This is a genomic window from Actinoplanes utahensis (genome assembly GCF_016862455.1).
Classification (GTDB): domain Bacteria; phylum Actinomycetota; class Actinomycetes; order Mycobacteriales; family Micromonosporaceae; genus Actinoplanes; species Actinoplanes utahensis.
This window is the reverse complement of record NZ_BOMZ01000075.1, coordinates 1-24,336: the sequence shown is the minus strand read 5'-3', so window position 1 is coordinate 24,336 and position 24,336 is coordinate 1. Positions and strand designations below refer to the sequence as shown.

The window sequence follows — 24,336 nt, the reverse complement described above, 5'->3', positions numbered from 1 at the left end:
GGGGCCGGCCGATCGTCACGGCTGGCTGCGCGGGCTCTCCGGCGCCAGGGTGTCGATGAACTCGTGCGGTTCGTGCACCTTGCTGCTGGTACGGGCGGCGTTCGCCTCGGCCTTGAGCGTGGCCGCGACACCCGCCTTGTCGACGCCGGGGATGGCGCCGACCGTGTAGTACGCCTTCTCGGCGAGAGCGTAGGCGGCCCGGTAGTCGTGCGCGGCGAACGCCTTGGTGGCGCCGCCGAGCAGAGCGTCGGCGGCCTTCAGCGCGAGCTTGCCCTTGCCGGCCGGGACGGTCGCGGCGAGCTTGTTCGCGGCCTCCCAGTAGGCGGCGGTCAGGAACCGGTCGTTGTTGTCCCGGTCGAACTGGCTGAAGTCCCAGTTCACGTCGATGTAGCTCATCATCGAGTTGTTCTCGTCGCCGGCGTTGACGAAGAAGAACTCCCCGCCCGGGCCGTAGTCGACGCCGGTCGCGCTGTCGTAACCGTCGTGCGGGTGGCTCAGGCCCAGGTGGTGGCCGACCTCGTGGATCTGGGTGGTGGTCAGGCCGTACCCGCGCTCGACGACCTCCGGGGAGATGAACGAGAACACGTACGACTGGGTGCCGTCGACCCAGTTGTCGTCGGCGAACCCGAGGCCCGGCGTGCCGACGCCCGCCCCGACGGCGTAGTTGAACATCGGGATCTCGTAGTCGACACGGCCCTCGTCGTCCAGGGCCCGGTCCAGGTTCGCCTGGTTGTAGAGGAACAGGTTGGCGCTCGCCGGCAGGTCGCTGTCCGGGTAGCACTGCTCACCGGCGAGGTAGCCGACGTAGCACTCCTCGGCCTTCGCGTCGTACGGCAGGTCCTGGAGGTCGTGCGAGAACCGGTTGCGCCAGCGCAGCTCGGACAGCTCGTCGACCAGCAGCTCCGGAGTGATGTACTGCGACGACGCGTCGACGCCCGGCCAGCCCTCGTAGGTGTTGTTGTCCAGGTCGAGGGTCTTCGGCGGCCCGGACGTCGGCAGCTCGACCGGGTACAGCGGCGAGGTGGTGAAGAGCAGGTTCAGCGCCACGTACCGGGTGATCTTGCCGAGGTCGCCGGCCAGCGCGGCGGGGGCACGGTAGCCGTTGGCGGCGTACTCCCAGATCGGCGGCATCCGGTAGTCGGGCACCCCGTCACCGTCGACGTCGGCGTTGGTGATGTCGTAGTTCATCGTCCACGACTCGGGGCCGGCCGACAGGTCGTGGAACCAGACCCGCCGGGTGGCGCCGAGACCGGTCTCCTCGTCGTCGGCGGTGGTGCCGCCCCACGCGATCATCTTGCGGCTCTCGCGCTGGACGCCGAAGTCGTAGCCGGTGTCCGGGTCCGGCTCACCGGTCTTGGTGTAGACGTGGTGCTTGAAGTCGGACCGGCCGTGCCAGTTGACGAAGAAGACGGTGTTGCGGCGGGTGTCGACACCCGCCGGCGGGTTGAAGGCCAGCCACTTCTCCACGCTCGGCGCGTCGATCGTGTGGTTGTTCGTGATGTCCAGGACGTTCTTCGCCTGGTCGTTGTAGGCCTGCTGGTACGCCGTCAGCGGGGCCGGCTTCGCCAGCTTGCCGAGCTGCTTGAAGAACCGGTCCTCGTACGACTTACCGGTGTACGTGAGCTTGTAGTCGTACTTGTAGGTGATGCCGAGCTTCTCGGTCACGCCGTACCAGAGGCGGGACCGGACCACCGGCTCGTACCCGCTCGCCAGCTCGGCGGTGAAGGCGCTCTTGGCGACCTGCTCCGGCTCGTAGCCGACGAACACCACGTTGACCGGAACCTTCTCGACGAGGCGCGGCTGGCCGCCCGGCTGCAGATAGCCGAGCGACGGTGCGGCCCCCGCGGAGGCGGCGGGTCCCGCCGTCGCTCCCAACAGGACCGCGACGACCGTCACGGTGAAAGACCTTCTCCATCCCATGGGGGGACACATTTCCATCTACGAATGCCCAGGGGAACCCCCGCATGTCTCGCATTGATTACGCTGACGGCCATGCCGCCCCCCGCGTTAGAGATACGTCAACTTCGCAAAACTTTCGGAACCTTCCGGGCGGTCGACGGGATCGACCTGACCGTTCGCCAGGGCACGTTCCACGGGATCGTCGGCCCCAACGGCGCCGGCAAGTCCACCACCATCGGCATGGCGGTCGGGCTGATAGTTCCGGACGCCGGCGAGATCACCGTGCTCGGCCACGACGCGCTGCGCGACCGGGCCGCCGCGCGGGCCCTGACCGGCGTGCTGCCCGACGGCCTGGACCTGCCGGAACGGCTCACCGGCGCGGAACTGCTGCGGTACAGCGCCGGGCTGCGCGGGCTGTCCCGGGCCGCGGCCGCCGAGCGGGTCACCGAACTGATCGAGGTCCTCGGCCTCGCCAAGGCGGCCGCCACACCGCTCGCCGACTGCTCCACCGGCAACCGCAAGAAGGTCGGGCTCGCCCAGGCCCTGCTGCACGCGCCCCGGCTGCTGGTGCTCGACGAGCCGTTCGAAGCCGTCGACCCGGTGTCCGCGGCGAGCATCCGGCGGGTCCTGCGCCGCTTCGTCGACAGCGGCGGCACCTGCGTGCTCTCCACCCACTCGATGATGCTCGTCGAGCAGATGTGCGACGAGGTCACCGTCATCCACCAGGGCACCGTGGTGGCGGCCGGCACGGTCGCCGAGGTGGCCGGTGGCCTGCCCCTGGAGGACCGCTTCGTGGAGCTGGTCGGCGCCGAGACCACCGGCACCGACGGCCTGTCCTGGCTGGTCCGGTGAGCGCCGGAACAGCCGGCACCGCACTGGTCGGCACCGGACCGGTCAGCGCGGCCGGCGCGATCGGCACGCCCGCGCGGATGCGGGCGGTCATGCTGCGGCGCTCGCTGCGGGAGAACCCCGGACCGGCGGTGGCCGCGCTGACCGGCCTGCTCGCGGCCGCCTGGCTGATCCGCTACGCGGTGCACGGGGAAGGGGACACCCTGTCCATCCTGGCCGGCACCTGGGTGCTCGGCTGGATCGTGCTGCCGCTGATGCTCGGCGGCGGGCGCGGCCGGGTCCGGCCGTCGCATCTGCGCCTGGAACCGGTCGGCAGCCTGCCCGCCGCAGCCGGCCTGCTGATCGCGTCGGCGGTCGGGATCGGCCCGCTGGTGTCGCTCGTGGCGCTCGCCGCGCTGCCGGTGCACGCGGCCGCCTCCTCCGGCAGCCCGGGCGCGGTCCTCACCGCCGGGCTCGGTGCGCTGCTGCTGTGGCTCACCGGGCTGATCGGATCGGCGCTCGCGCTGGAGGCGATCGGGCACGCCGGCGGGCCGGCCGGCGCCGTCCTCACCGGCACGTTCACCGGCACGGTGATGGGCCTGTTCGGATCGGTGTGGGCGGTCGCGCCGTGGATCACCGAACTGCTGGCCGGCACGCCCGAGCACATCGCCCGGTGGCTGGTGTACTTCCCGGGAAGCTGGCCGCTGTCCGCGGCCGGCGGGGCGGCCGGGCCGTTCCTCGCGCTGCTGGCGGTGGTCGCCGTGGCCGCCGGCGGATATTTTGCGTTGGTACGCCGTACCCTCGTGGCGAGGTCGTCCTGGCGCCCTCGCCTCCCGCACGCCGCGAAACCCGCCGTGACCACCGCCGGCCCCCGCGGGATCCCCGGCGGCCGGTGGGGTCCCGGACCGGTGTGGGCGGTCGCCGGCCGGGAGTCGCGGACGTGGGCGCGGCACCCGCTGCGACTGCAGTACCTGACGTTCGCGGTGGTGTACGGGGCGCTGCTGGCCGGGCTCCCGATGCTCGCCGGCACCGAGGTGCTCGTGCCGTGGGCCGGCGTGCTCACCGCGCTGTGGGCCGCGGCCATGTCGGCCGGGCTGATCGGCCTGGACGGCACCGCGCTGTGGATGCCGCTGACCATGCCGGGCGGTGAGCGGGCCGAGGTCCGCGGGCGGGCGCTGGCCTGGCTGCTGCTGGTGACGCCGATCGCGCTGCTGCTCACGGTCGCCGGAGTCCTCCTCGCGCCGGACGTCGACCCGTTGCCCGCCCTCGCGGTGCTGCCGGCCGTGCTCGGGGCGGGCGCGACCCTGCCGGTGTGGGTGTCGCTGCTGCGGGTCCGGCCGGTGCCCGACGTGCGGCATCCCACCTCCGCGGACAACCCCACCGACATCGTCAGCGCGCTGGTCGCCAGCGGTGGCGGGCTGGTCGCCGCGGCCGTTCCGATGGCGTGGCTGATCTGGGGACCGGACGGGACGGGCGGGGTGGCCGCTCTGCTCGGCATCGCGGCCGGCGTGGCCGCCTGGTTCGGTGGCGCGTGGCTGGCCGACGACCGGCTGGCCAACCGGGGTGCCGAGGTGCTCACCGCCGCCGGGCAGCGGACCAGGCCGCCGGAGACGGTGATCCCGATGCGGATCGACGCAGCGTGGTACCGGGAGAACCGGGCCACGGCGTGGGCGCTGATCCTGCTGACCGTGGGCTGGGTGCCGGTCGTCCCGCAGGGGCTGATGGTGCTGGTCCTCGACATCTCGGGCGGCTGGATCGTGGCATCCCACCTGACCGGTCCGGCGCGCACCGGCACGGCGGTCGCCATGGTCGCCCTCGGCGGCGCGATGCTGCTGACCGGCCTCGTCCTATGGGGACGCCGCCCCCGACCCGCCCCCTGAACGCCGCGGGCCGCCCGGTGCCCCGGGCGGCCCGCGCGCGACGCTCAGACCTTTCCGGCGGCTCCCACGGCGTCGTCCTCCGCCGCGTCGTCCCAGAAGGTCAGCTCGTACGTGTCGTCCTGCCGCACGGTCAGGGTGACGCCGCTCCACGGGTCGTCGCCGTTCTCCTGGGTGGCGTCCCACAGGTCACCGAGCAGCGCGGCGACGTCGTCGGCCTCCTCGGGGTCACTGTCGAACGTGAACGACGTGCCGTCCGGGCGCCACATCGTGTAGGCGTGACTGGACCACTCGTCGTCCACCTCGCCGTCGAGCACGATCTCGTCCGCCCCGGTCGGGAGGATGTCCCGAAGCAGGGCGGCGAGCTCGTTGATGATCTCGTCGGGGGTGGGCAGCGTGTCGGCCTCGTCGTGGTCGTCGTCGCCCTGGTCGTGGCCGGGCTGGTCGTGGCCGGGCTGGTCGTGGCCGGGCTGGTCGAAGGCGCCGGGCGGCACGGTCCGCGGCAGCGTCTCGATGCTGGTGGTGGTGTCGTCGCGCACGTGAGGAGCCTTCCCGATCTGGCGGAGATGCCGGACGGCGCAGCTTACCGATCGGGCGCAACGCCGCGGGATCCCGCACCGGACCGGCGGGTTGCGGAAGGGTGACGAGCGGCTATGCCGCGGCGAAACGGGCGGTGCGGATCGGCACACCGGGGCCGGTCAGGTCGGTCGACGCGACCGTGCGACCGGACCGCTGCCGGGGGTCCGGGGTGAACCGATGCGCGGCAGCGGCGCGCTCGGTGCGGTGTGCGGGCGGATCACGGCCGAGGGCCGCACTCCCGGACGGAGTGCGGCCCTCGGCCGATCGCGCTGATGTTCAGTTCTGGTACGGCCCGGGCTGACCGTAGGCGGGCTGACCGTAGGCGGGCTGGCCGTAGTCACTGTGGCCACCCTGCGGGCCGTTGTTCCAGTGGTGCATGTCCGGCCCGTTGTTCCAGTGCTTGTTGCCGTGGTTGTAGTTCCAGCCGTAGTAGACCTTGAGCGCCCAGTCGCCACTGTGGAAGCCGCGGTAGACCTTGAAACAGCTGTAGCGCTGCCACTGGCGCTTGTACTGGCCGATCTTGCCGATCCGGTGGCAGGTGCCCGGGTTGTTGTAGAAGCCGTAGATCCGGTCCCGGCGCCGGACGTCCTGTTCCTGGCCGGCGGCGGTCCCGGCGGCCGTCACCGACGGGGCCGAGGTCGTCGCCGGCGCGGCGGCGGCAGGCCCGGCGCCCATGGCCAGACCGGCGGCGGCAGCGACGCCGGTCATCACGAAGGCGCGTGTCACCTTGTTCATGCGATCACCATTTCCTCAAGAAAGGGTAATTTCTGGACAAGATGGATCGTATGATCGACCGGGGGTGTTGACCTTGGAAACACGCACCCCGAAAGAGTGAACTCCCGCAGCTCAGCTGCGGGAGTTCATACTTTCAGCCCATGCCCGGATCCCCTGTGGAGAGGATCCGGGATCGGTCAGACGGCGATCTTGGTACGGGCCGCCGGGCGGAGGTAGACCGCCCAGGTGATCAGCACACAGATCACGTAGAACCCGATGAACGCCATGTACGCGGCGTCCGCGTCCTTGTAGGTCAGGAACGACTGGCGGAAGGCCAGGTTGACCAGCACGCCGCCGACCGCGCCGATCGCGCCGGCGATGCCGATGACCGCGCCGGAGATCCGGCGGGCGTTGGCCTCGTCACCGGCGTACTTCTGCTTGAAGATGGCCGGGATCATCTTGTAGGTCGAGCCGTTGCCGAGCCCGCTGAGGACGAACAGGCTGATGAAGCCGACCAGGTAGAGCGGCAGCGACCGCTGCTGCGCCGCGACCAGCACGATCGACGCGCCGACCGCCATCGCCAGGAAGTTGATGAAGGTGACCCTCGCGCCACCGAACCGGTCGGCGAGCGCCCCGCCGAACGGGCGGATCAGCGAGCCCAGCAGCGGGCCGATGAAGGTCAGGTACGCGGCCTTGACCGGGGTGTTGAACGTGTCGGCGAACTGCACCTGGAGCACCTGGCCGAACGCGAACCCGAAGCCGATGAACGACCCGAAGGTGCCGATGTAGAGCACCGACATGACCCAGGTGTGGCTCTCCCTGGCCGCGTCGCGCATGCCCTTCTTCTCGTTGCGGGCCTGCGACAAGTTGTCCATGTAGATCGCCGAGCCGGCCGCCGCGACCACGATCAGCGGGATGTAGATGCCCGCCACGATGCCGGGGCTGCCGGCACCGAAGACCGCGAGGACGAACAGTCCGACCAACTGGACGGCAGGGACTCCGATGTTGCCGCCGCCGGCGTTGATGCCGAGCGCCCAGCCCTTGAGCCGGTCCGGGTAGAAGGCGTTGATGTTGGCCATCGAGGAGGCGAAGTTGCCACCACCGACGCCTGCGAGCGCCGCCAGGATCAGCAGGGTGTTGTAGTCGACCCCCGGCTTGATCATGAAGGACATCAGGATCGACGGGATGAGCAGCAGCGAGGCGCTGACGATCGTCCAGTTCCGGCCGCCGAACTTCGCCACGGCGAACGTGTAGGGGATCCGCAGGCTCGCGCCGACAAGCGTCGGCACCGCCGTGAGCAGGAACTTCTGTGCCGCGTCGAAGCCGTAGGCCGGGCCGAGGAAGAGCACCATCACGGACCACAGCGACCACACCGAGAAGCCGATGTGCTCGGAGAAGATCGAGAAGATCAGGTTACGCTTGGCGATCCGCTTGCCACCGTTGTCCCAGAAGGCCTGGTCCTCGGGCCGCCAGTCGTCGATCCAGTGACCCTTCAGCGTCGCGGCGCCGGGTCTGGCCGCGTCGACGGAAGCGGGCGGAAGTGTCGCAGTCATCTTCAGTCTCCCAGGATGATGTGACCGTCATCGACCCGGACCGGGTAGACGTTGATCGGGGGCTGGCCGGACTGGGAACACCCGGTGGAGAGGTCCCATGAGTACAGGTGCAACGGGCAGACGACAACCTTGTTGTCGATCTGTCCGTCCGCGAGCGGGCCGCCCTTGTGAGGGCAGACCGCCGACACCGCGCGAAGGGAGCCGTCGCGGAGGCGGAAGACGGCGATCATGTCGGTCCCGACGGCGTAGGTGCGTCCCTCACCGAACGGGATCTCGTCGACGGGGCCGAGAACTGTCTTGTCAATGGCGATGGTCATGAGCGCACCGGAACCTGGGGGAGAACGGTCAGGGGAAGGGAGGTACGGAACTGGCCGGGCGTGGCCGGGACGGCCCGCTCCTTCCAGGGGTCCTTGTAGGCCTGCACGGCCTCTTCGACCGCGGCGTCCAGAGCTTCGGCGATGCCCTCGGCGTCGTCGACGACGACCGCCCGGATCTTCTCGATGCCGACTCGCGGAACCCACGCGTACGTGCGCTCCAGCCAGTTCGCGTTCTCGCGGTAGTACTGCAGGAACCGGCCGGTCAGGCGGATCACCTCTTCGGCCGTGTCGACCGTGGTGAGCAGGTCACCCTTGCGGATGTGGGCGCCGGCCGCACCGCCGACGTAGATCTCCCACCTACCGCCGTCGATGGCGACGACTCCCAGGTCCTTGACGTACGCCTCAGCGCAGTTGCGCGGGCATCCGGTGACCGCGAGCTTCATCTTGCCCGGGCCCTCGAGCCCCTGGTACCGCTCCTCGATCGCGATGCCCAGCGCCGTGGAGTCGCCGACACCGAACCGGCAGAAGTCGGAGCCGACACAGGTCTTCACCGTGCGGAAGCTCTTGCCGTAGGCGTACCCGGAGGGGATGTCGAGGTCCGCCCAGATCGCCGGCAGCTGCTCCTTCGGGATCCCGAGCAGGTCGATGCGCTGGCCGCCGGTGAGCTTCACCATCGGCACCTGGTACTTCTCGGCGACCTCGGCGATCCGCTTGAGCTCGGCCGGGGTGGTGACGCCGCCCTTCATCTGCGGGACCACCGAGAAGGTGCCGTCCTTCTGGATGTTGCCGTGCACCCGGTCGTTGATGAACCGGGCGTCGCGCTCGTCGACGTACTGGTCGGCCCACATCATCTTGAGCAGCGAGGCCAGGCCCATCTTGCTCTTGGCGTCGTGCTCGCCGCCGGGGACCAGCTTCTCGAAGACCGACGAGACGCTCTTCAGCTCGTACTTGCGGATCGCGGCCATCAGTTCGGGCTTGGGCATCGGGACGCCCGGCACGTACCAGGACGCGGCCGGGTCCTCCTCGGCCTCGCCGCCGGCGGCCCACTCGACGATCCGCTGGACCAGCGGCTTGCAGGTGCCGCAGCCCTTGCCGGCGCGGGTCTTGTCCATCACGCCGCTGACGGTCTTGCAGCCGGCGTCGACGACGCCGCAGATGGCGCCCTTGCTGACGCCGTTGCAGTTGCAGACCTGCGCGTCGTCGGCCATGTCCTCGGGCTTGACCTCGCCCGCCGGCCCGCCGATGTCGAACAGCAGCTCGGCCCGCTCCTCGGGGAGCGCCTGCGCCCGGTCGAACGCCTGGATCAGGCCGGCGGCCTTGCTGTTGTCGCCGACCAGGATCGCGCCGGCCAGCACGCCGTCCCGGATGATCAGCTGCTTGTAGACGCCCTTCTTCGGCTCGTTGTAGATGATCACCTCGTCGTCGTCGGTCTCCGGGGCGATGAGACCCATCGAGGCGACGTCGATGCCGGCCACCTTCAGCTTGGTGGAGAGCTTCGAGCCGGTGTACGCGGCCGCGGTGTCCCGGCCGGTGATGTGGTCGGCGAGCACCTTCGCCTGGTCCCACAGCGGCGCGACCAGGCCGTACAGGTTGCCGCGGTGCTGGGCGCACTCACCGACCGAGTAGATGTCCTGCTCGCCCTGGACGAGCATCTGGTCGTCGACGACGATGCCACGCTCGACCGGCAGGCCGCTGTCGGCGACCATCTGGGTGTTCGGCCGGATGCCGGCGGCGATCACCACGACGTCGCAGGGGATCACCGTGCCGTCGGCCAGCTTGACGCCCTCGACCCTGTCCTTGCCGAGGATCTCGGTGGTCATCGCGTTGGTGACGACCTTGATGCCGAGCTTGTTCTCGACGCTGGCCTGGAGCATGTGGCCGGCCTTCTCGTCGAGCTGGCGCTCCATCAGGTGGCCCATGGCGTGCAGCAGGGTCACCTCGCTGACGTGGTTCTGCAGGCCGCGCGCCGCCTCCAGGCCGAGCAGGCCACCGCCGATGACGACCGCGCGCTCGTGGTCCCGGGCGTACCGGATCATGCCGCGGGTGTCGTCGAGCGTCCGGAACGCGAAGACGCCCTGGTGGAAGCCGCGCTTCGGGTTGTTGATGCCCTTGATCGGCGGGGTCCAGGAGCTGGAGCCGGTGGCGATGATCAGCTTGTCGTACGGGGTACGCGTCCCGTCGGCCGCGATCACCTCCTTCTTCGCCCGGTCGATCTTCTCGATCTTGACCCCGGCGTTGAGGGTGATGTCGTTGTCGGCGTACCAGCCGAGGTCGTTCAGGAAGATCCCGGCCTCGTCCTCCACCCCGGCGAGCAGGTTGGACAGCATGATCCGGTTGTAGTTGCCGTACGGCTCGTCACCGAACATCGTGATGGTGAAGTCGCCGTTGCGGGCGAGGATCTCCTCGACCGTGCGAGCGCCCGCCATACCGTTGCCGATGACAACCAGTCGCTGAGTCATCAGTTTCCCACCATCTCTTCAGGGCTTGCAGCGGACACAGGGATCCCTTCCGGCGCACGCGAAATGGCGATCGCGCACGCCTTGAAAGCAGGCATCTTGGAATGGGGATCCAGTGCCGGGTTGGTCAAGGCGTTGGCTCCGGGCCAGTGGAACGGCGCGAACACCGTGTCCGGGCGGATGCCGTCACTGAGCCGGGCGCGCAACGTCGCGGCGCCTCGGCGGCTTCGGAGTTCGACCAGGTCGCCGTCGGCGATGCCGTGCCGGCGGGCCAGGTCGGGGTGGATCTCGGCGCGCGGTTCGGGCAGCGCCACGGTGAGCGCCCGTACCCGCCGGGTCTGCGTGCCGGACTGGTACTGCTGCATGTTGCGGCCGGTCGTCAGCACGTACGGGAAGGTCTTGTCCGGGACCTCGGCCGGATCGCGGTGATCGACCCGGATGAACCTCGCCCGGCCGGAGGCGGTGGGAAAGCCGTCGGCGAACAGCCGCGGCGTGCCCGGGTGCTCCTCGGAGGGGCACGGCCAGAAGACGCCCTGCTCCTCGTCGATGCGCTGGTAACTGATGCCGGCGTAGTCGGCGATCCCGCCGGCGCTGGCCCGGCGCAGCTCCTCGAAGACCGCCTCCGGCTCGTCGGTGAAGAACTCGCCGCGGCCCAGCAGGCCGGCCAGCTCGTTCAGCACCGTCAGGTCGCTCTTGACCATCGGCGGCGGGGGCAGCGCCATCCTCCGCCGGATCACCCGGCCCTCGAGGTTGGTCATGGTGCCCTCCTCCTCCGCCCACTGGGCGGTCGGGAGGACGACGTCGGCGAGCTCGGCGGTCTCCGACCGGAAGATGTCCGAGACGACCAGGAAGTCGAGCTGCCTGAGCTTGCCGACCACGTTGCCGCTGTGCGGCGCCGACACCACGATGTTGCTGGCCAGGATCCAGAGGGTCTTCACCCCGGCGTCACTGCCCAGAGCATCGATCATCTCGTACGCCGAACGGCCCGGCTGCGGAAGCTCCGCAGGGTCGATGCCCCACACCGACGCGACATGAGCCCGGGCGGCCGGGTCGTCGAGGCGGCGGTAACCGGGCAGCTGGTCGGCCTTCTGACCGTGCTCGCGGCCACCCTGCCCGTTGCCCTGGCCGGTGATCGTGCCGTACCCGGAGAAGGGCTTTCCCACCAGGCCCAGGGCGAGCGCCAGGTTCAGCCACGCCTGCGCGGTGTTCGTGCCGTTGCTGTGCTGCTCCGCGCCGCGCGCCGTGAGAATCATGCTCGGGCCCTCGGTGGCGAGCAGCCGCACCGTCTCGCGCAGTTGCGTCTCCGGGACGCCGGTCATCCGCTCGACCCGCTCCGGCCAGTACGCGTTCGTCGCCGCCTTGACGGCGGCGAAGCCCTCGGTCCGCGCCGCGATGAACGCCTCGTCGACCCAGCCCTCGCGGATCGCGATGTGCAGCAGCCCGTTGGCGAGGGCCAGGTCGGTGCCCGGCAGCGGCTGCAGGTGCAGGTGGGCGCCGTTGGCGGTGTTCGTGCGGCGCGGGTCGACGACGATGTGCTTGGCGCCGTTGGCCCGGCCGGTGTCCAGGTACTGCATCGACGGCGGCATCGCGTCGGCCGGGTTCGCGCCGACCAGCAGCACCGTCCGCGCCTCGGCCACGTCGGCGAGCGGGAACGGCAGGCCACGGTCGATGCCCAGCGCCCGGTTGGCCGCGGTCGCCGCGCTCGACATGCAGAACCGGCCGTTGTAGTCGATCGCCGACGAGCGCAGCGCCACCCGCACGAACTTGCCGAGCGTGTACGCCTTCTCGTTGGTCAGGCCGCCGCCGCCGAAACATCCGACGCTGTCCGGGCCGTACTCCTGCTGGCTGGTGCGGATCGCGGTCACGATCCGCTCGTACGCCTCCTCCCAGGACGCCTCCCGCAAGGGAGAGTCCCGGTTGCCGGGCTCTTTACGCACCAGCGGCGTCAGCAGCCGGTCCGTGTGGTCCAGCAGGTCCGCCGCGGTGAAGCCCTTGGCGCACAGGCCGCCCCGGTTCACCGGGAACTCGGCCGGTTCGAGCCGAACACCCGGCATCCCCGGTCGAAGCGGGATCTCGGGCGTCAGCGTCATTCCGCACTGCAGGGCGCAGTACGGGCAATGCGTCTGGGTCGCCGTCACGCCATTGATGTTCTACGGCCGCCGTTAACCCTTACGACGCCTCGCGGTGACGCTGTTGTACAAGAATCCCTACAACCGGCTCGCCACGCTTGTGACCACAAACCGCTACGGACGGTTGTGAGGTTTGCGCCATGGAACCGACTCCGGGGCGTGGCTCCCGGACACAAGGAAGCGCCGCCCCGGCCGGGACGGCGCTTCTCGTCGCATCGGGGGGACTCAGACCGGGAGGAGCCGCATGGCGTCGAACCTCCGCAGCACCAGGTCGGCGACCGCCGGGTCGGCACAGAGCGGCGGGGTCACCGCGTCCGCGCCGGCCGCGTGCAGGGTGCGGTAGAAGAGGCCCTCGGCGAGCAGGTACGACGCCACCGCCACGGTCCGGGCGCCCTCCGCCCGCAGCCGCGCGACCACGTCGGCGACCCGCGGGCCGCTGCCCGAGGTGTAACCGAGCTCGACCCGGCCGGGCAGTTCCGCGGCGACCTCGCGGATCCCGGCGACCCACAGCGGATCCGACGAGCCGGCCGAGGCGAGCACCACGGCGTCGGCCCCGGCCGGAAGGTTGCGGCGCAGACTCCCGGTGAACACCGGGTCCGGCCCCAGCGGGGCGCTGACCGGGAAACCGGTGCCGGCCACCGCCTCGGCGATGTCCACCCGCACGTGATAGCCGCAGGACAGCAGCAGCGGGACGACGACCGCCGGCCGGCCCTCCGCGACGACACCGGCCACGATGTCGGCGACCTTGGGTTCCTGCACGTCGACGTAGCAGAGCCGGACGTCCAGGCCGGGCCGGCGGCGGGCCGCGGCGGCGGCGAGCCGCTCGATCTGGCGCCGCCCGGCCGGGGACCGGGTGCCGTGGGCGACAGCGATCAGGGTGGTGTTCTCACTCACGGGGTATCTCCTCGGGTCGCGCGGTGCGGATCGGCCCGGCTTCACAACAGGCTCTTCTCGTACGGCCGGACCCGCCACCGGCTTCCCTTCGGTGACGGCCCCGGCCGTTCGTCTTCTCCTCCAGTGGCCCGGCATGGACATCGGGCTTCTCGGAGCACCGGCCTCGTCGCCGGCCTGACCGCTGTGACTGCCCGGCTCGTCACGGGCTGGCGTCGAAGCGTTCCTGCACTACTCATGGTGCCGGTCTTGCGTTTCCGGCGGATGTTGCCGGTGTTGCGGTCAGGCGGCTTCGTCGACGCGGAGCCGGTACCCGCGTTTGATCACGGTCTCGATGTGCTTGCCGGAGCCGAGCGCCGCCCGCAGCCGGGCCACCGCCACGTCGACCGCGTGCCCGTCGTTGCCCCGGGGCAACGACGCCGCCAGCTGGTCCTTGGAGACGACCGCGCCGGGCTTGCGGGCCAGCGCGGAGAGGATCGCCATCGCCGCCGGGGCGAGCGCGTGCGGCACCGAGTCGATAAGGACGGCGTGGCCGCGTACCTCCAGGGTGGTGCCGGCGACCTGAAGCCGGACCGCCCGCCGAGGCAACTCGTCGGTGACCGTCTTGATCAGCGCGCCGAGCCGGTACCGATCCGGCATCACCACCTCGATGCCGCGCTCGATCATCGGCGCCGCCGTGACCGGGCCGACGCACGCCGCGAGGGTGCCACCGTTGAACGCCGTCGCGACGTCCGCCCCGGCCTCCTCGGCAACCTGCAGGAACGCCTTGACCGCCGGCGCGCTGGTGAACGTCACCGCGTCGATCTGCCCGCCCGCGACCTGCTCGGCCAGCCGCCGCACCGGCGCGGTGTCGGCCGGCATCGCCCACCGGTAGACCGGCACCTCGACGACCGCCGCGCCCGCCGTGCGCAGCGCCCGCACGAACTCGGTCTGCGGCTCCCCGTGCTCCTGCACGACGATCCGCTTGCCGGCCACGCCCTCGCTGAGCAGCCGCTCGAGCACCTCCTCGGAGGCCTCGGTCTTCGCCGCCCAGTCCTCGATCAGCCCGGCCGCGCGGATCGCCCCGCACGGTTTGGGGCCCCGGGCGATGATCTTCGCGCTCCGCAGCGACTCGCGCAGCGTCTCGCCCAGCCCCCAGCCCTCGGCCGCCTCCAGCCAGCCACGGAACCCGAACCCGGTGGTGGCGACCACCAGGTGCGGTTCCAGGCCGATACAGGCCGCCGTCGCCGCGTGCAGTGCCTCGTCGTCGATCAGCGGGATGATCGTGATCGCGGATGCGCTGATCACTCTCGCCCCACGTCGCTCCAGCAGAGCCGCCATCTCACTCCGGCGTCGTTCCGCGGTCACCGCCACGGTGAAGCCGGCCAGTGCGCCCTCGATCATCCGGTCCCCATCCTGTGCCGCCCGTCCGGTGCAAGAGTCCAAGGGCCTGGTTTCGGGACCGGCAAGTGAATGTTTCCGCCAGAATAACGGCCGGTCACTTGGCTGTAGGCCGCCCTTGTGATCAGTCGATCATGAGCCGGTGACATCGTCCGGGCGCTCGAACAACGAACCCTCCACACCGAGGATCCGCCGCACCTCCATGATCAGATGGAACGCCGCGATCCGGCCGTCCAGCAGCCCGATCCGGTAATCGGCACCGACCTCGGCGTCCTCAGCGATCTGCGGGTCCCGGTATCCGGCCGCCCCGTCCACCCGGCCCGCGTTGTAGGCCACCAGAGCGTCGTCCATCTGTCTTCTCTCCCCCGGCGTCGCCGCGCTTCCGCCCGCCCCGCCACGCCCGGTGCGCGGCTCCGGCGCGGAACGTCGCGACAATCTCGCACACCGTGCGGCCGCACCCCACCCTCCGTTGGTCTCGATCCCGCCGGGCCGTCCGGATCCGGGTTCCCGCCCGCCGGCGGAGGAACACCGGCAACCTCGCCGAAACCGTTCCGCACCCCTGCGAGATACATCACGCCGCCCCGATGGATACTCGCCCGATGGCGGCCGACATCGACGACACCCGACGGGCTCTCCAGCCGACGATGCTCCGGGATCTGCCGCTCGGCCGGCTCCCCGGCGACTGCCTCGAGGTCGGCGGCGTGGACCCGGCGCAGGTCCGGCCCGCGTGGCAAGCAGCCCGCGCCGTCCTGCCGCGGACCCGGCGGCGCCCGGTCTTCCTCAGCGCCGAACCGCACGTGCTCGACGGTTTCCCGGCCGCGCGGAGCGACGCGGAGGACGCGCTCCTGGACCGGCAGGCCCGGACGGCCGACCCGTGGCCGCCGCCCGGGACGGCGTGGTGGGAGATCGTCGTCCCCGAGGAGGAGGTGTGCCTGTACGTGCGGGAGGTTCCCGGCGCCGACCTGCTGACCGAGGCCGAGGAGTGGGCCGCCGGCCGGACCGCTCCGATCACCGTCCGGAAGCTCAACCGGTTCCTCTTCGACCGGGTCCGCACCGACCCGGATCTGCTCGCCGCGGTGCCCGGCGACGACCGTCTCACCGGCGGCTGGTACGAGCCGGACGCGGTCCGGCTGGTCCTTCTGCCGTTCACCGAGCCGCATCTGGTCGCCGGCCGCACCGACTTCTGGGGGACGCTGGCCCGCCCCGACCGGCTCGCCGCGATCCTGTGGCAGTGGCATCAGCGGTGGGCCGCCGAACCGGTCGCCTGCTGGGACACGATGCTGCAGTTCACCGTCGGCCGCCGGCCCGCCTCCGCCGAGGCCGCGTGGGACCTGGCCGTCCAGATCAAGCACCTCGCCACGAACCTGGAGATGGACCTGTGGGAGATCGCCGTCGCGGTCACCCGCGGCGACACCTGGTTCCTGCACAGCCGGCCCTGACCGCGACCCGGCCCGCGGGACCGTGAACCGCCTGGCTACCGTGGCGCGGTGTCCCCGGCCGATGTGACCCGTACCCCCGCGCCTGTTCCGCGAAGACTGTCGTGGCTCACCGGGATCGTGCTGTTCACGCTGTACACGGCCTGGTCGGTGTCGTTGCACCGACGGCACGAGACGACCGGCTTCGACCTGGGCATCTTCGAGCAGGCCGTGCGGGGGTACGCCGGGTTCGGCCGTCCCGTCGCCGACCTGAAGGCGCCCGGGTTCAACCTGCTCGGCGACCACTTCCATCCGATCCTGGCCGCCCTCGCCCCGGTCTACCGCCTCTTCCCGGGGCCGGTCACGCTGCTGGTCGCGCAGGCCGCGCTGATCGCCGTCTCCGCGGTCCCGGTGACCCGGCTGGCGATCCGCGTCACCGGGCCGGCGGGCGGGGTCGCGATCGGCGCCGCGTACGGATTGTCCTGGGGGTTGCAGGCCGCCGCCGACTTCGACTTCCACGAGGTGGCGTTCGCGGTGCCGCTGCTCGCGTTCAGCCTGGTCGCGCTGGCCGAACAGCGCTGGCGTGCCGCGGTCTGCTGGGCGATCCCGCTGCTGCTGGTGAAGGAGGACCTGCCGGCCACGGTCGCCGCGATCGGCCTGGTGCTGGTCCTGCGCGGCCGGCGCCGGGCGGGCCTCGCTCTGGCGGCGGCCGCGATCGTGGCCGGCGTCCTGATCGTCACCGTCGTCATTCCGGCGTTCAACCCCGCGGAGACGTACGCCTACACGACCGGCACCACGGCCGGCGGCCGCGATCCGTTCCACCGGCTGTTCGCCCCGGCGGAGAAGTGGCGGACCGTCCTGCTGCTGCTCGCGCCGACGTGCCTGGTGGCCGTACGCTCGCCGCTGCTCCTGATCGCTCTTCCGACCCTGCTGTGGCGGTTCTGGTCCCCCAACGGGTTCTACTGGGGCACCGGATTCCACTACAGCGCCGTGCTGATGCCGATCGTCTTCGTGGCCGCCCTCGACGCCCTCCCCCGGCTGTCCCGGATGCCCCGGCTGTCCCGGCTCCTCCCCGCGGCGATGGCCGGGATCGCCGTCGCCGCGACCTTCCTCGCGCCCCTGCCGCTCAGCGGCCTGGCCCGGCCCGCGAACTGGCGCGCCGACCCGGCCGTGCACGCGTCGAACCGGCTGCTGGCGATGATCCCGGACGGCGCGACGGTCGCCGCGGACAACCGCCTCGCCCCGCAGCTGACGGCCCGCTGCACCGTCTATCTCTTCCCCGGCCGGCCGGACGGGGACATCCGCCCGGACTGGGTCGTCTACACCGAGCCGTACCACCTGAGCATGGCCACCGAGGAGACCGTCGACGCCGCGCTGGCACGACTGCGCGGCGACTACGAGACGGCGGCGCAGGCCGGCGGGACCACCGTCCTGCGCCGGCGCGTCTAGGACGGCAGGGTCAACAGGTAGTCGTCGGCCGGGGCGTTCCACTCCAGGACGACCGCGCCGCCGGCCGCCGCCGCCTTGCAGAACTGCAGGAAGCTGCGGTAACCGAGCTTCTTCTCGCTGAAGTCCGGCGCCGCCTTGCGCACCTGGTTCTTCAGCCCGGACAGCGCCACCGGCCCGTCGCGTTCGGCGAGGTCCCGGACCGTGGAGCGGAGCAGGTCGAACGCGATCTCCCGGTCGCCCCGCTCCGGCAGCGTGATCTCCGGATCGCCCTTGGCGGACCGTTCCGACAGCTCGACCACCGACTTGCCGGCGAGGTGACGCAGCAGCTCACCGAAGGCACGGAAGCCGAACTCGGCCTCGTTGAAGGTCGGATCCTTGCGCAGCAGCGTCCGCTTGAGCGTGGAGGCGTTGACCGGCCCGGACGAACTCGCCTGCAGACCCGCGACCGTCTGGGCGACCAGCACCGCCAGCGAATCCAGGTCACCCGCCTCCGGCTCGGCCTCGGGCTCCGCGGCGACCGGCTCGGGCGTTACCGGCTCGGACACGCTCGGCCGGGCGCGACGGCCGCGCGGGGCCGGGATCTCCACCCCCTCCAGACGGTCGTAGAAGAGGAACTCGTCGCACGCCGGCGGCAGCAGCGCCGACGTCGACTTCTCCACCCCCACACCGATGACGCGTTTGTTCAGCTCGCGCAGCTTGTGCACGAGCGGGGTGAAGTCGCTGTCGCCGGTGCAGAGCACGAACGTCGTCACGTAGTCCCGCTCGAAGGCGAGCACCAGCGCGTCCACCGCCATCTTGATGTCGGCGGCGTTCTTGCGGGACGCGCCCATTCGCTGCGGGATGTCGATCAGCTCGACGTGCGAGCGGGTGAGCATGCGCCGGTCGTCGTCGAAGTACGACCAGTCGGCGTACGCCCGGCGGACCACCACCCGGCCCCGCTCGGCCAGCGCGTCCACCACCGGCCGCAGGTCGAAGGCCATACCGCCGAGATGCTCACGGGCGCCGATCGCCAGGTTCTCGTAGTCCAGGAACAGGGCGATGCGTTCTTCCAGATCCACAACCGCCACGGTACGCGTTCCTGTCGTACCCCCTCGGCATCATGTCCGGCATGGATCACCCGAGACGGCGACACCGTCGGCCCCGAGCGGCTCCGGGTCGCCTCCGGGCCGGCTCCGGGCCGGCGGAGACGACCCGCCAGCCGCCGGTCAGGCCGTGCGCGGGAGGAGGCCGGAGGCGTGCCAGAGGGCGGTGCCCGGGCCGCCGATCAGGTCCAGGTCCTTGAGGAAGGTGACGATCCGGTCGCCGGCCCAGCGCATGGTCTCGCGGTGGTGGGGGTTGGCGCGGGCGGCGCGCCGGCCCTCCTCCGGGTCGAGGCCGACGGCCTGGTAGACGCGCGGGTCGATCAGGCGGGTGCCGGTGAGGTACGCGGCCCGGCCGATCACCAGCTTGTCGAAGGCGAGCCGGCCCTTGCCGGCGGCGCGGATCTGGCGGGCCAGCTCCTCCCGGGCGTACCGGACGTGCCGAGCCTCCTCGACGACGTGGATGCGGGACACCATCCGGACCAGGGGCTGCACGTTCTCGTCGTTCATGGCTTCGCGCTGCAGGGTGTCCAGGATCTCCTCGGCGATCAGGATGGCGGCGTACATCCGCGGGCCGACGCCGGTGTGCGCGATCCACTTGCCGAGCCACTGGTTGACGCCGGTGGGCTGGTAGAGCGGGGCGTCCAGGCGGGCGATCATGCGGCCGAACATCACCGAGTGGCGGCACTCGTCGCCGATCTCGGTGAGCGCGTACTGGGCGTGCGGGGCGGTCGGGTCCTGTTTGAAGTACTCCCGGATGAGCAGCTGCATGAGGATCGTCTCGAACCAGACGCCGAGGCCGGCGATGCTGGCGACCTCGTGTCTGGTCAGCTCGATCCGCTGTTCCTCGGACATCCGGTCCCACAGGGCGGTGCCGTAGAGGCTGGAGCGGTGCGGCGGCACGAAATACTTGCCGGGCACGAACGGGGCCTCCCAGTCGATCTCCACCTCGGGGTCGTACGAGTGCTCGGCCGAGGAACGAAGCAACCGGGTGGCGGTGCGGTCTCGATCGGTGCGGTCGGTCGGGGTGGTGGTCATCGGGGCCTCCACGGAAACGAGGAAGATGCTTGACGTTACCGGCGGTAACAGTTACTACTCGTACTATGAACTCGGTCACCCCACCCGTCAATCCCCGTCGATCCGGCGACGGCCGCCGCGGCCGCTGGGACGGCCATCGTGAGCAGCGCCGGGCGGAGCTGACCAACGCGGCGATCGAGGCGATCCGCACGCACGGCCCGGACGTCGGCATGGAGGCCATCGCCGCCCACGCCGGAGTCAGCAAGCCGGTGCTCTACCGGTACTTCGCCGACAAGTCCGAACTGTGGCTGGCCGTCGGCCAGGCGGCCGGCGCGATGGTCCTGGAGGACATGATCCCGGCGATCTCCGCGGTCCGCGAGGAACGCGACATCGTCGCCGCCGCCATCGACATCTACCTGGCCCGGATCGAGTCCGACCTGAACCTGTACCGGTTCGTCGTGCACCAGCCCGACATCGCCCGGCGCCGCGACGTGGTCGCCGACGTGATGGACACCGTGGCCAGCGGCCTGGCCCGGATCTTCGGCGACCGGCTGCGGGCCCGCGGCCTCGACTCCGGGGCGGCGCTGCCATGGGCGTACGGCGTCGTCGGTTACGTCCAGTCCGTCGGTGACTGGTGGCTGCGCCAGCAACAGCCGATCAGCCGCGAGGCGCTCGGCGACTACCTGACCACGTTCCTCTGGGGCGGCATCGCCGGCATGCGCCGCGCCGCCGACGTCCCCGGTGGACTTGCCGCGACCGAAGGGTGGGCGAGGGATCTGTGAGCACCGACGAAGAGGAGTACCGGGGGCCGGCGACGTTACAGCTGGACGACGGCCCGGTCCCGGTGGAGATCCGGATGTCCGCCCGGTTCGAGCCGATCGAGGGCCGGTTCCGCTGGGCCGGGCGCACCGGTCCGCACGACGTGCTGCGCGAACGCGTCGGCGGCGGCCTGCGCAAGGCGACGATCGTGGTGCCGGGCTCGCCGGAGACCGCGGTCAAGCTGAGCGACCCGGACCCGTGGGGCGGCATCCGCATCTCCGGCACCGGCACACCGCCGTGGTTCGGGTCAGCGGAGGAGGGCGCCGGACATGCCGGGTGAGCACTTCGACGTACTGATCATCGGGGCCGGGCTGTCCGGGATCGGCGCCGCCTGGCGGCTCCAGCGGCAGCGGCCCGGCGACACCTACGCCATCCTGGAGGCGCGCGACGCGATCGGCGGCACCTGGGACCTGTTCCGCTACCCCGGCGTGCGTTCCGACTCCGACATGTTCACCCTCAGCTACTCGTTCCGGCCATGGCGCGAGCCGGAGTCGCTGGCCTCCGGCGAGAAGATCCGCCGGTACATCGAGGAGACCGCGGACGAGGCGGGCATCACGCGCCGGATCCGGTTCGGCACGCGGGTCGTGCGCGCCGAATGGTCCAGCGAGCAGGCCCGCTGGACGGTGCACACGTCGACAGGTGACGTCCTGTCGTGCGCCTTCCTCTACGGGTGCGCCGGCTACTACGACTACGCCGAGGGCTACCAGCCGGACTTTCCCGGGCTGGACGACTTCCGCGGGCGGCTCGTGCACCCGCAGTTCTGGCCGGCCGACCTGGACCACCGCGGCAAGCGCGTGGTGGTGATCGGCAGCGGTGCGACCGCGGTCACCCTGGTCCCGGCGATGGCCGCGGACGCGGCACACGTGACGATGCTGCAACGCTCCCCCACGTACGTCACCCCTCTCCCGAACCGCGACCTGATCGCCGACACCGCCCGGCGTCTCCTGCCGCCGAAGGCGGCCAACCGGGTGGCCCGCGCCAAGAATCTCCTGCTCACGCAGGGCTTCTACCACCTCGCCCGCAGCCGGCCCGCACTGGTGCGCGGCGCGCTGCGGCGGGTCGCCATCCACTTCCTGCAGGATCCGGGGTACGTGGACGAGCACTTCAAGCCCCGCTACGACCCCTGGGATCAGCGGCTCTGCGTGATCCCGTCCGGCGATCTCTACAGGTCGATCGCCGACGGCCGGGCCTCGGTCGTCACCGACCACATCGACACGTTCGTCCCCGAGGGCATCCGGCTGAAGTCCGGCGCGGTGCTCGACGCCGACGTGGTGGTCTCGGCGACCGGCCTGTCGCTGCTGCCGATCGGCGGGATCCGCCTGTTCGTCGACGGCGAACCGGTCGACGTCGGGAAGACCGCCGCCTACCGCGGGCTGATGCTCAGCGGGGTGCCGAACTTCGCCTACTGCATCGGCTACGTCAACGCGTCCTGGACGCTGCGCGCCGATCTGTCCCACCGCTACCTGCTGAAACTGCTCGACCACATGGAGCGGCACGGGTACGCGGCGGCCACCCCGGCCACTCCCGCCAGCACCGGGCGGCCACTGCTCGACCTCTCCTCCGGGTACGTGCAGCGCGCCCTCGACAAGTTCCCCCGCCAGGGCCGGCACGATCCCTGGCTGGTCCGGCAGAACTACCTGCGCGACGTCGTCACCACGCCCCGCGCCGACGTCACCCGTGACATGCGGTTCAGCCGCAAGCCCGCTCCCGTCCGTTCGACAGAGGTGGTTCGATGACGCGACTTCCCGAGTACCGGTTCGCCGGGCGTACCGCAGTGCTGACCGGCGCGGCCAGTGGCATCGGCGAGCATCTCGCCTACGGCCTGGCGTTCCGCGGCAGCGACCTGGTCCTCGCCGACATCGACGAGGGCCGGCTCAAGACGGTCGCCGACCGGATCCGGGCCGCCCACCCGGCCGTCACCGTGCAGACGGCCACCGTCGATCTGGCCGACCGGGCCGCGGTCGAGGCGCTCGCCACCCGGATCCTCGACGAGCATCCGGCGATCGGGCTGCTGATCAACAATGCCGGGATCGCGCTGGGCGGCCGCTTCGACCAGGTGTCGGTGGAGCAGTTCGAGCAGGTCATGAACGTCAACTTCCGGGCGCCGATGCTGCTCACCCATGCGCTGCTGCCGGCGCTCACCGCCACACCGGGCGGGCATCTCGTCAACCTGTCCAGCCTGTTCGGGCTGATCGCGCCGCCGGGACAGAGCGCGTACGCGGCGAGCAAGTTCGCGCTGCGCGGGCTCAGCGAGTCACTGCGCAGCGAGCTGATCGACAACGGTGTCGGGGTGACGACCGTGCATCCGGGCGGGATCGCGACACGGATCGCGGAGTCGGCACTGGTCGGGTCACTCGTACCGGAGGAGGAGGTCGAACCCAACAAGAAACTCTTCGCCGCGCTGCTCAGCTATCCCCCGGACAAGGCCGCGGAGCAGATCCTGCGGGCCGTCGCGAAGCGGAAGGCCCGGCTGCTCATCGCGGCCAGCGCCAAGGCGCCGGACCTCCTCGCCCGGCTCCTGCCGGTCGGGCACGCCCGGATCGTGCGCGCGTTCACCGTCGCCACGGCGTCCCGCGGCGCGCGCCCGGCGGGTTCGGTGGTGCGCAGATGAGATTCCTCGACGTACGGGGTACGCGCGTCCGGGTCCACGAGACCGGTGATCCGGCCGCCCCGCCGGTGGTGCTGCTGCACGGTATCGGGCGCAGCCTGGAGGACTGGTCGCTGCAGCATCCGCTGCTCGACGGCGACTACCGGGTGATCAGCATCGACATGCCCGGCTTCGGGCTGTCACAGCGGCTGGCCGCGCCGACCACGCTCGCCGGGCTCGCCGACGGGGTGTGGGCGACCCTCGACACGCTCGGCGAGACCCGGCCCGTACACCTGATGGGCAACTCGCTGGGCGGCGCCGTGGCGATGACGATGCTGGCCGGCACCCCGGAGCGGGTGTCGACGCTGACGCTCGTCAACAGTGCCGGGTTCGGTAAGGAGGTGACCGTCGCGCTGCGCCTGCTGGCCGTTCCCGTGCTCGGCCGGCAGATGCTGCGCCGCGTCGACCGGCTGACCGCGCCCCGGATGGAGCGCATGGTGTTCGCCGACCGTGCGCACGTCACCCCCGAGCGGATCGAGATGGCCATCAGGATCGCGCGGCAGCCCGACTTCGCGGCGGTCTATCTGGAGGTCGCGAAGGCGCTCGGCGGTCTCCGTGGGGTGGCCGCCGCCTGGCGCACCGAGCTGCTCGGCCGCCTCCGGGCCCACGAGAAACCGACGATGCTGGTCTGGGGTGACCGGGACCTGATCCTGCCCAGCAAGCATCTGGCGGCGGCCCGGGCCGCGTTCCCGCACGCGCAGTCGCACCTGTTCGCCCACACCGGCCACATGCCGCAGATCGAACGGCCGGAGGAGTTCGCGGGCCTGGTCCGCCCGATGCTCGCCACGGTGTCCGTCTAGGGACCGCGTTTCACATGCTGGCTGTCACTGCTGACCCTGCCGGCCGATTGCGTGCCCGCCGGTCGTCGATCTTGTGAGGTTGTGATGAATCGGTTCGCCCGAAACTCACTAGATCTCGCGCGGAAGGGGTGAATCCGTCGCGGGCGGGCGGGCTTTGGTCCGCTGGGTCGGATCCGGTGAGCGCGTGGTGGCGCGGACAGCGCGATCTCCACGATCGACAAGCGCGGGCGGCGAATCGGCCGGCAGTGACAACCAGCGTGTGGATGCGGGGGCACGGTCCGGGCGGCGTCAAGGGGCTGCCGCCCGGACCGCCCCGATCCCACCCGGCCGGCATCCCATCGCCTTCCGCACGCCGCCTTCCGGCCACCGCCTTCCAGCCACCGTCTTCCGGCCGCGGTCCTCCGACCACCGCCTTCCGGCCACCGCGTTCCAGCCACCGTCTTCCGGCCGCGGTCTTCCGGCCACCGCGTTCCAGCCGCCGCGTTCC

The 24,336-nt window shown here is 71.2% G+C and carries 21 protein-coding genes; 9 read left to right on the top strand and 12 right to left on the bottom strand.

The window, feature by feature from the left end:
* Positions 1-15: 15 nt before the first annotated feature.
* A complete protein-coding gene (locus Aut01nite_RS25500; protein WP_052163197.1) occupies positions 16-1,896 on the bottom strand; it encodes a zinc metalloprotease in 1,881 nt (626 codons plus the stop codon).
* 96 nt (positions 1,897-1,992) lie between these two features.
* On the opposite strand from Aut01nite_RS25500, the gene Aut01nite_RS25495 reads away from it, so the two are divergent.
* Positions 1,993-2,751 (top strand): ABC transporter ATP-binding protein, encoded by a 759-nt coding sequence (locus Aut01nite_RS25495; RefSeq protein WP_043522488.1) that lies wholly within the window; start codon positions 1,993-1,995, stop codon positions 2,749-2,751.
* Entirely contained in the window at positions 2,748-4,607 is a 1,860-nt protein-coding gene (locus Aut01nite_RS25490; protein ID WP_043522487.1) for a hypothetical protein, read from the top strand. The genes Aut01nite_RS25495 and Aut01nite_RS25490 overlap by 4 nt, the downstream gene beginning before the upstream one ends.
* A gap of 44 nt (positions 4,608-4,651) precedes the next feature.
* Here the strand turns inward: Aut01nite_RS25490 and Aut01nite_RS25485 are convergent, their stop codons facing one another.
* The 9 genes from Aut01nite_RS25485 to Aut01nite_RS25445 form a co-directional block, all read right to left on the bottom strand.
* Positions 4,652-5,143 (bottom strand): hypothetical protein, encoded by a 492-nt coding sequence (locus Aut01nite_RS25485; RefSeq protein WP_043522486.1) that lies wholly within the window; start codon positions 5,141-5,143, stop codon positions 4,652-4,654.
* Between the two features lie 316 nt (positions 5,144-5,459).
* The gene (locus Aut01nite_RS25480; protein ID WP_043522484.1) at positions 5,460-5,918 is read right to left on the bottom strand and encodes a hypothetical protein; all 459 of its coding nucleotides are present in this window, start codon (positions 5,916-5,918) and stop codon (positions 5,460-5,462) included.
* A gap of 176 nt (positions 5,919-6,094) precedes the next feature.
* A complete protein-coding gene (locus tag Aut01nite_RS25475) occupies positions 6,095-7,450 on the bottom strand; it encodes a nitrate/nitrite transporter (RefSeq protein WP_043522482.1) in 1,356 nt (451 codons plus the stop codon).
* 2 nt (positions 7,451-7,452) lie between these two features.
* Positions 7,453-7,767 carry a Rieske (2Fe-2S) protein gene (locus Aut01nite_RS25470; RefSeq protein ID WP_043522481.1) on the bottom strand — a complete coding sequence of 105 codons (315 nt, stop codon included), beginning with the start codon at positions 7,765-7,767 and terminating at the stop codon, positions 7,453-7,455.
* On the bottom strand, positions 7,764-10,226 hold the full coding sequence (gene nirB, locus Aut01nite_RS25465; protein WP_043522479.1) for a nitrite reductase large subunit NirB: 2,463 nt from the start codon (positions 10,224-10,226) through the stop codon (positions 7,764-7,766). Before nirB ends, Aut01nite_RS25470 begins: the two co-directional genes overlap by 4 nt.
* On the bottom strand, positions 10,226-12,361 hold the full coding sequence (locus Aut01nite_RS25460; protein ID WP_043522478.1) for a molybdopterin oxidoreductase family protein: 2,136 nt from the start codon (positions 12,359-12,361) through the stop codon (positions 10,226-10,228). The genes nirB and Aut01nite_RS25460 overlap by 1 nt, the downstream gene beginning before the upstream one ends.
* A 216-nt stretch (positions 12,362-12,577) precedes the next feature.
* Positions 12,578-13,246 carry a sirohydrochlorin chelatase gene (locus Aut01nite_RS25455; RefSeq protein ID WP_043522476.1) on the bottom strand — a complete coding sequence of 223 codons (669 nt, stop codon included), beginning with the start codon at positions 13,244-13,246 and terminating at the stop codon, positions 12,578-12,580.
* Positions 13,247-13,525: 279 nt separating this feature from the next.
* Positions 13,526-14,623 (bottom strand): uroporphyrinogen-III synthase, encoded by a 1,098-nt coding sequence (locus Aut01nite_RS25450; protein ID WP_201775426.1) that lies wholly within the window; start codon positions 14,621-14,623, stop codon positions 13,526-13,528.
* 132 nt (positions 14,624-14,755) lie between these two features.
* Positions 14,756-14,974 (bottom strand): hypothetical protein, encoded by a 219-nt coding sequence (locus Aut01nite_RS25445; protein ID WP_043522474.1) that lies wholly within the window; start codon positions 14,972-14,974, stop codon positions 14,756-14,758.
* Between the two features lie 248 nt (positions 14,975-15,222).
* Here Aut01nite_RS25445 and Aut01nite_RS25440 point away from each other — a divergent pair, with 248 nt between their 5' ends.
* Positions 15,223-16,062, top strand: coding sequence for a DUF4253 domain-containing protein (locus tag Aut01nite_RS25440; protein WP_043522472.1), 840 nt, complete (start codon positions 15,223-15,225; stop codon positions 16,060-16,062).
* Positions 16,063-16,110: 48 nt separating this feature from the next.
* The gene (locus tag Aut01nite_RS25435; protein WP_083998483.1) at positions 16,111-17,487 is read left to right on the top strand and encodes a DUF2079 domain-containing protein; all 1,377 of its coding nucleotides are present in this window, start codon (positions 16,111-16,113) and stop codon (positions 17,485-17,487) included.
* Here Aut01nite_RS25435 and Aut01nite_RS25430 read toward each other — a convergent pair.
* Positions 17,484-18,545 (bottom strand): PIN domain-containing protein, encoded by a 1,062-nt coding sequence (locus tag Aut01nite_RS25430; protein ID WP_043522471.1) that lies wholly within the window; start codon positions 18,543-18,545, stop codon positions 17,484-17,486. The two genes, Aut01nite_RS25435 and Aut01nite_RS25430, sit on opposite strands and share 4 nt — an antisense overlap.
* A gap of 147 nt (positions 18,546-18,692) precedes the next feature.
* On the bottom strand, positions 18,693-19,604 hold the full coding sequence (locus Aut01nite_RS25425; protein ID WP_043522469.1) for an AurF N-oxygenase family protein: 912 nt from the start codon (positions 19,602-19,604) through the stop codon (positions 18,693-18,695).
* 65 nt (positions 19,605-19,669) lie between these two features.
* Here Aut01nite_RS25425 and Aut01nite_RS25420 point away from each other — a divergent pair, with 65 nt between their 5' ends.
* Genes Aut01nite_RS25420 through Aut01nite_RS25400 form a run of 5 tightly spaced genes read left to right on the top strand, consistent with a single transcriptional unit; the run spans position 19,670 to position 23,849 of the window.
* Positions 19,670-20,365 (top strand): TetR family transcriptional regulator, encoded by a 696-nt coding sequence (locus Aut01nite_RS25420; RefSeq protein WP_043522468.1) that lies wholly within the window; start codon positions 19,670-19,672, stop codon positions 20,363-20,365.
* Positions 20,362-20,682: a DUF4873 domain-containing protein gene (locus Aut01nite_RS25415; protein WP_043522467.1), complete on the top strand. Its 321-nt coding sequence runs from the start codon at positions 20,362-20,364 to the stop codon at positions 20,680-20,682. Before Aut01nite_RS25420 ends, Aut01nite_RS25415 begins: the two co-directional genes overlap by 4 nt.
* Entirely contained in the window at positions 20,672-22,138 is a 1,467-nt protein-coding gene (locus Aut01nite_RS25410) for a flavin-containing monooxygenase (RefSeq protein WP_043522465.1), read from the top strand. Before Aut01nite_RS25415 ends, Aut01nite_RS25410 begins: the two co-directional genes overlap by 11 nt.
* Positions 22,135-23,013 (top strand): SDR family NAD(P)-dependent oxidoreductase, encoded by an 879-nt coding sequence (locus Aut01nite_RS25405; protein WP_043522463.1) that lies wholly within the window; start codon positions 22,135-22,137, stop codon positions 23,011-23,013. The genes Aut01nite_RS25410 and Aut01nite_RS25405 overlap by 4 nt, the downstream gene beginning before the upstream one ends.
* Positions 23,010-23,849 carry an alpha/beta fold hydrolase gene (locus Aut01nite_RS25400; protein WP_043522462.1) on the top strand — a complete coding sequence of 280 codons (840 nt, stop codon included), beginning with the start codon at positions 23,010-23,012 and terminating at the stop codon, positions 23,847-23,849. The genes Aut01nite_RS25405 and Aut01nite_RS25400 overlap by 4 nt, the downstream gene beginning before the upstream one ends.
* Positions 23,850-24,336: the final 487 nt, after the last annotated feature.

What these genes read in the sequence shown, in the direction of transcription:
- Aut01nite_RS25445 (WP_043522474.1), bottom strand. Translation starts at nt 14,974, where the DNA reads ATGGACGACGCTCTGGTGGCCTACAACGCGGGCCGGGTGGACGGGGCG.
- nirB (WP_043522479.1), bottom strand. Translation starts at nt 10,226, where the DNA reads ATGACTCAGCGACTGGTTGTCATCGGCAACGGTATGGCGGGCGCTCGC.
- Aut01nite_RS25400 (WP_043522462.1), top strand. Translation starts at nt 23,010, where the DNA reads ATGAGATTCCTCGACGTACGGGGTACGCGCGTCCGGGTCCACGAGACC.
- Aut01nite_RS25495 (WP_043522488.1), top strand. Translation starts at nt 1,993, where the DNA reads ATGCCGCCCCCCGCGTTAGAGATACGTCAACTTCGCAAAACTTTCGGA.
- Aut01nite_RS25420 (WP_043522468.1), top strand. Translation starts at nt 19,670, where the DNA reads ATGAACTCGGTCACCCCACCCGTCAATCCCCGTCGATCCGGCGACGGC.
- Aut01nite_RS25475 (WP_043522482.1), bottom strand. Translation starts at nt 7,450, where the DNA reads ATGACTGCGACACTTCCGCCCGCTTCCGTCGACGCGGCCAGACCCGGC.
- Aut01nite_RS25425 (WP_043522469.1), bottom strand. Translation starts at nt 19,604, where the DNA reads ATGACCACCACCCCGACCGACCGCACCGATCGAGACCGCACCGCCACC.
- Aut01nite_RS25480 (WP_043522484.1), bottom strand. Translation starts at nt 5,918, where the DNA reads ATGAACAAGGTGACACGCGCCTTCGTGATGACCGGCGTCGCTGCCGCC.
- Aut01nite_RS25440 (WP_043522472.1), top strand. Translation starts at nt 15,223, where the DNA reads ATGGCGGCCGACATCGACGACACCCGACGGGCTCTCCAGCCGACGATG.
- Aut01nite_RS25470 (WP_043522481.1), bottom strand. Translation starts at nt 7,767, where the DNA reads ATGACCATCGCCATTGACAAGACAGTTCTCGGCCCCGTCGACGAGATC.
- Aut01nite_RS25410 (WP_043522465.1), top strand. Translation starts at nt 20,672, where the DNA reads ATGCCGGGTGAGCACTTCGACGTACTGATCATCGGGGCCGGGCTGTCC.
- Aut01nite_RS25405 (WP_043522463.1), top strand. Translation starts at nt 22,135, where the DNA reads ATGACGCGACTTCCCGAGTACCGGTTCGCCGGGCGTACCGCAGTGCTG.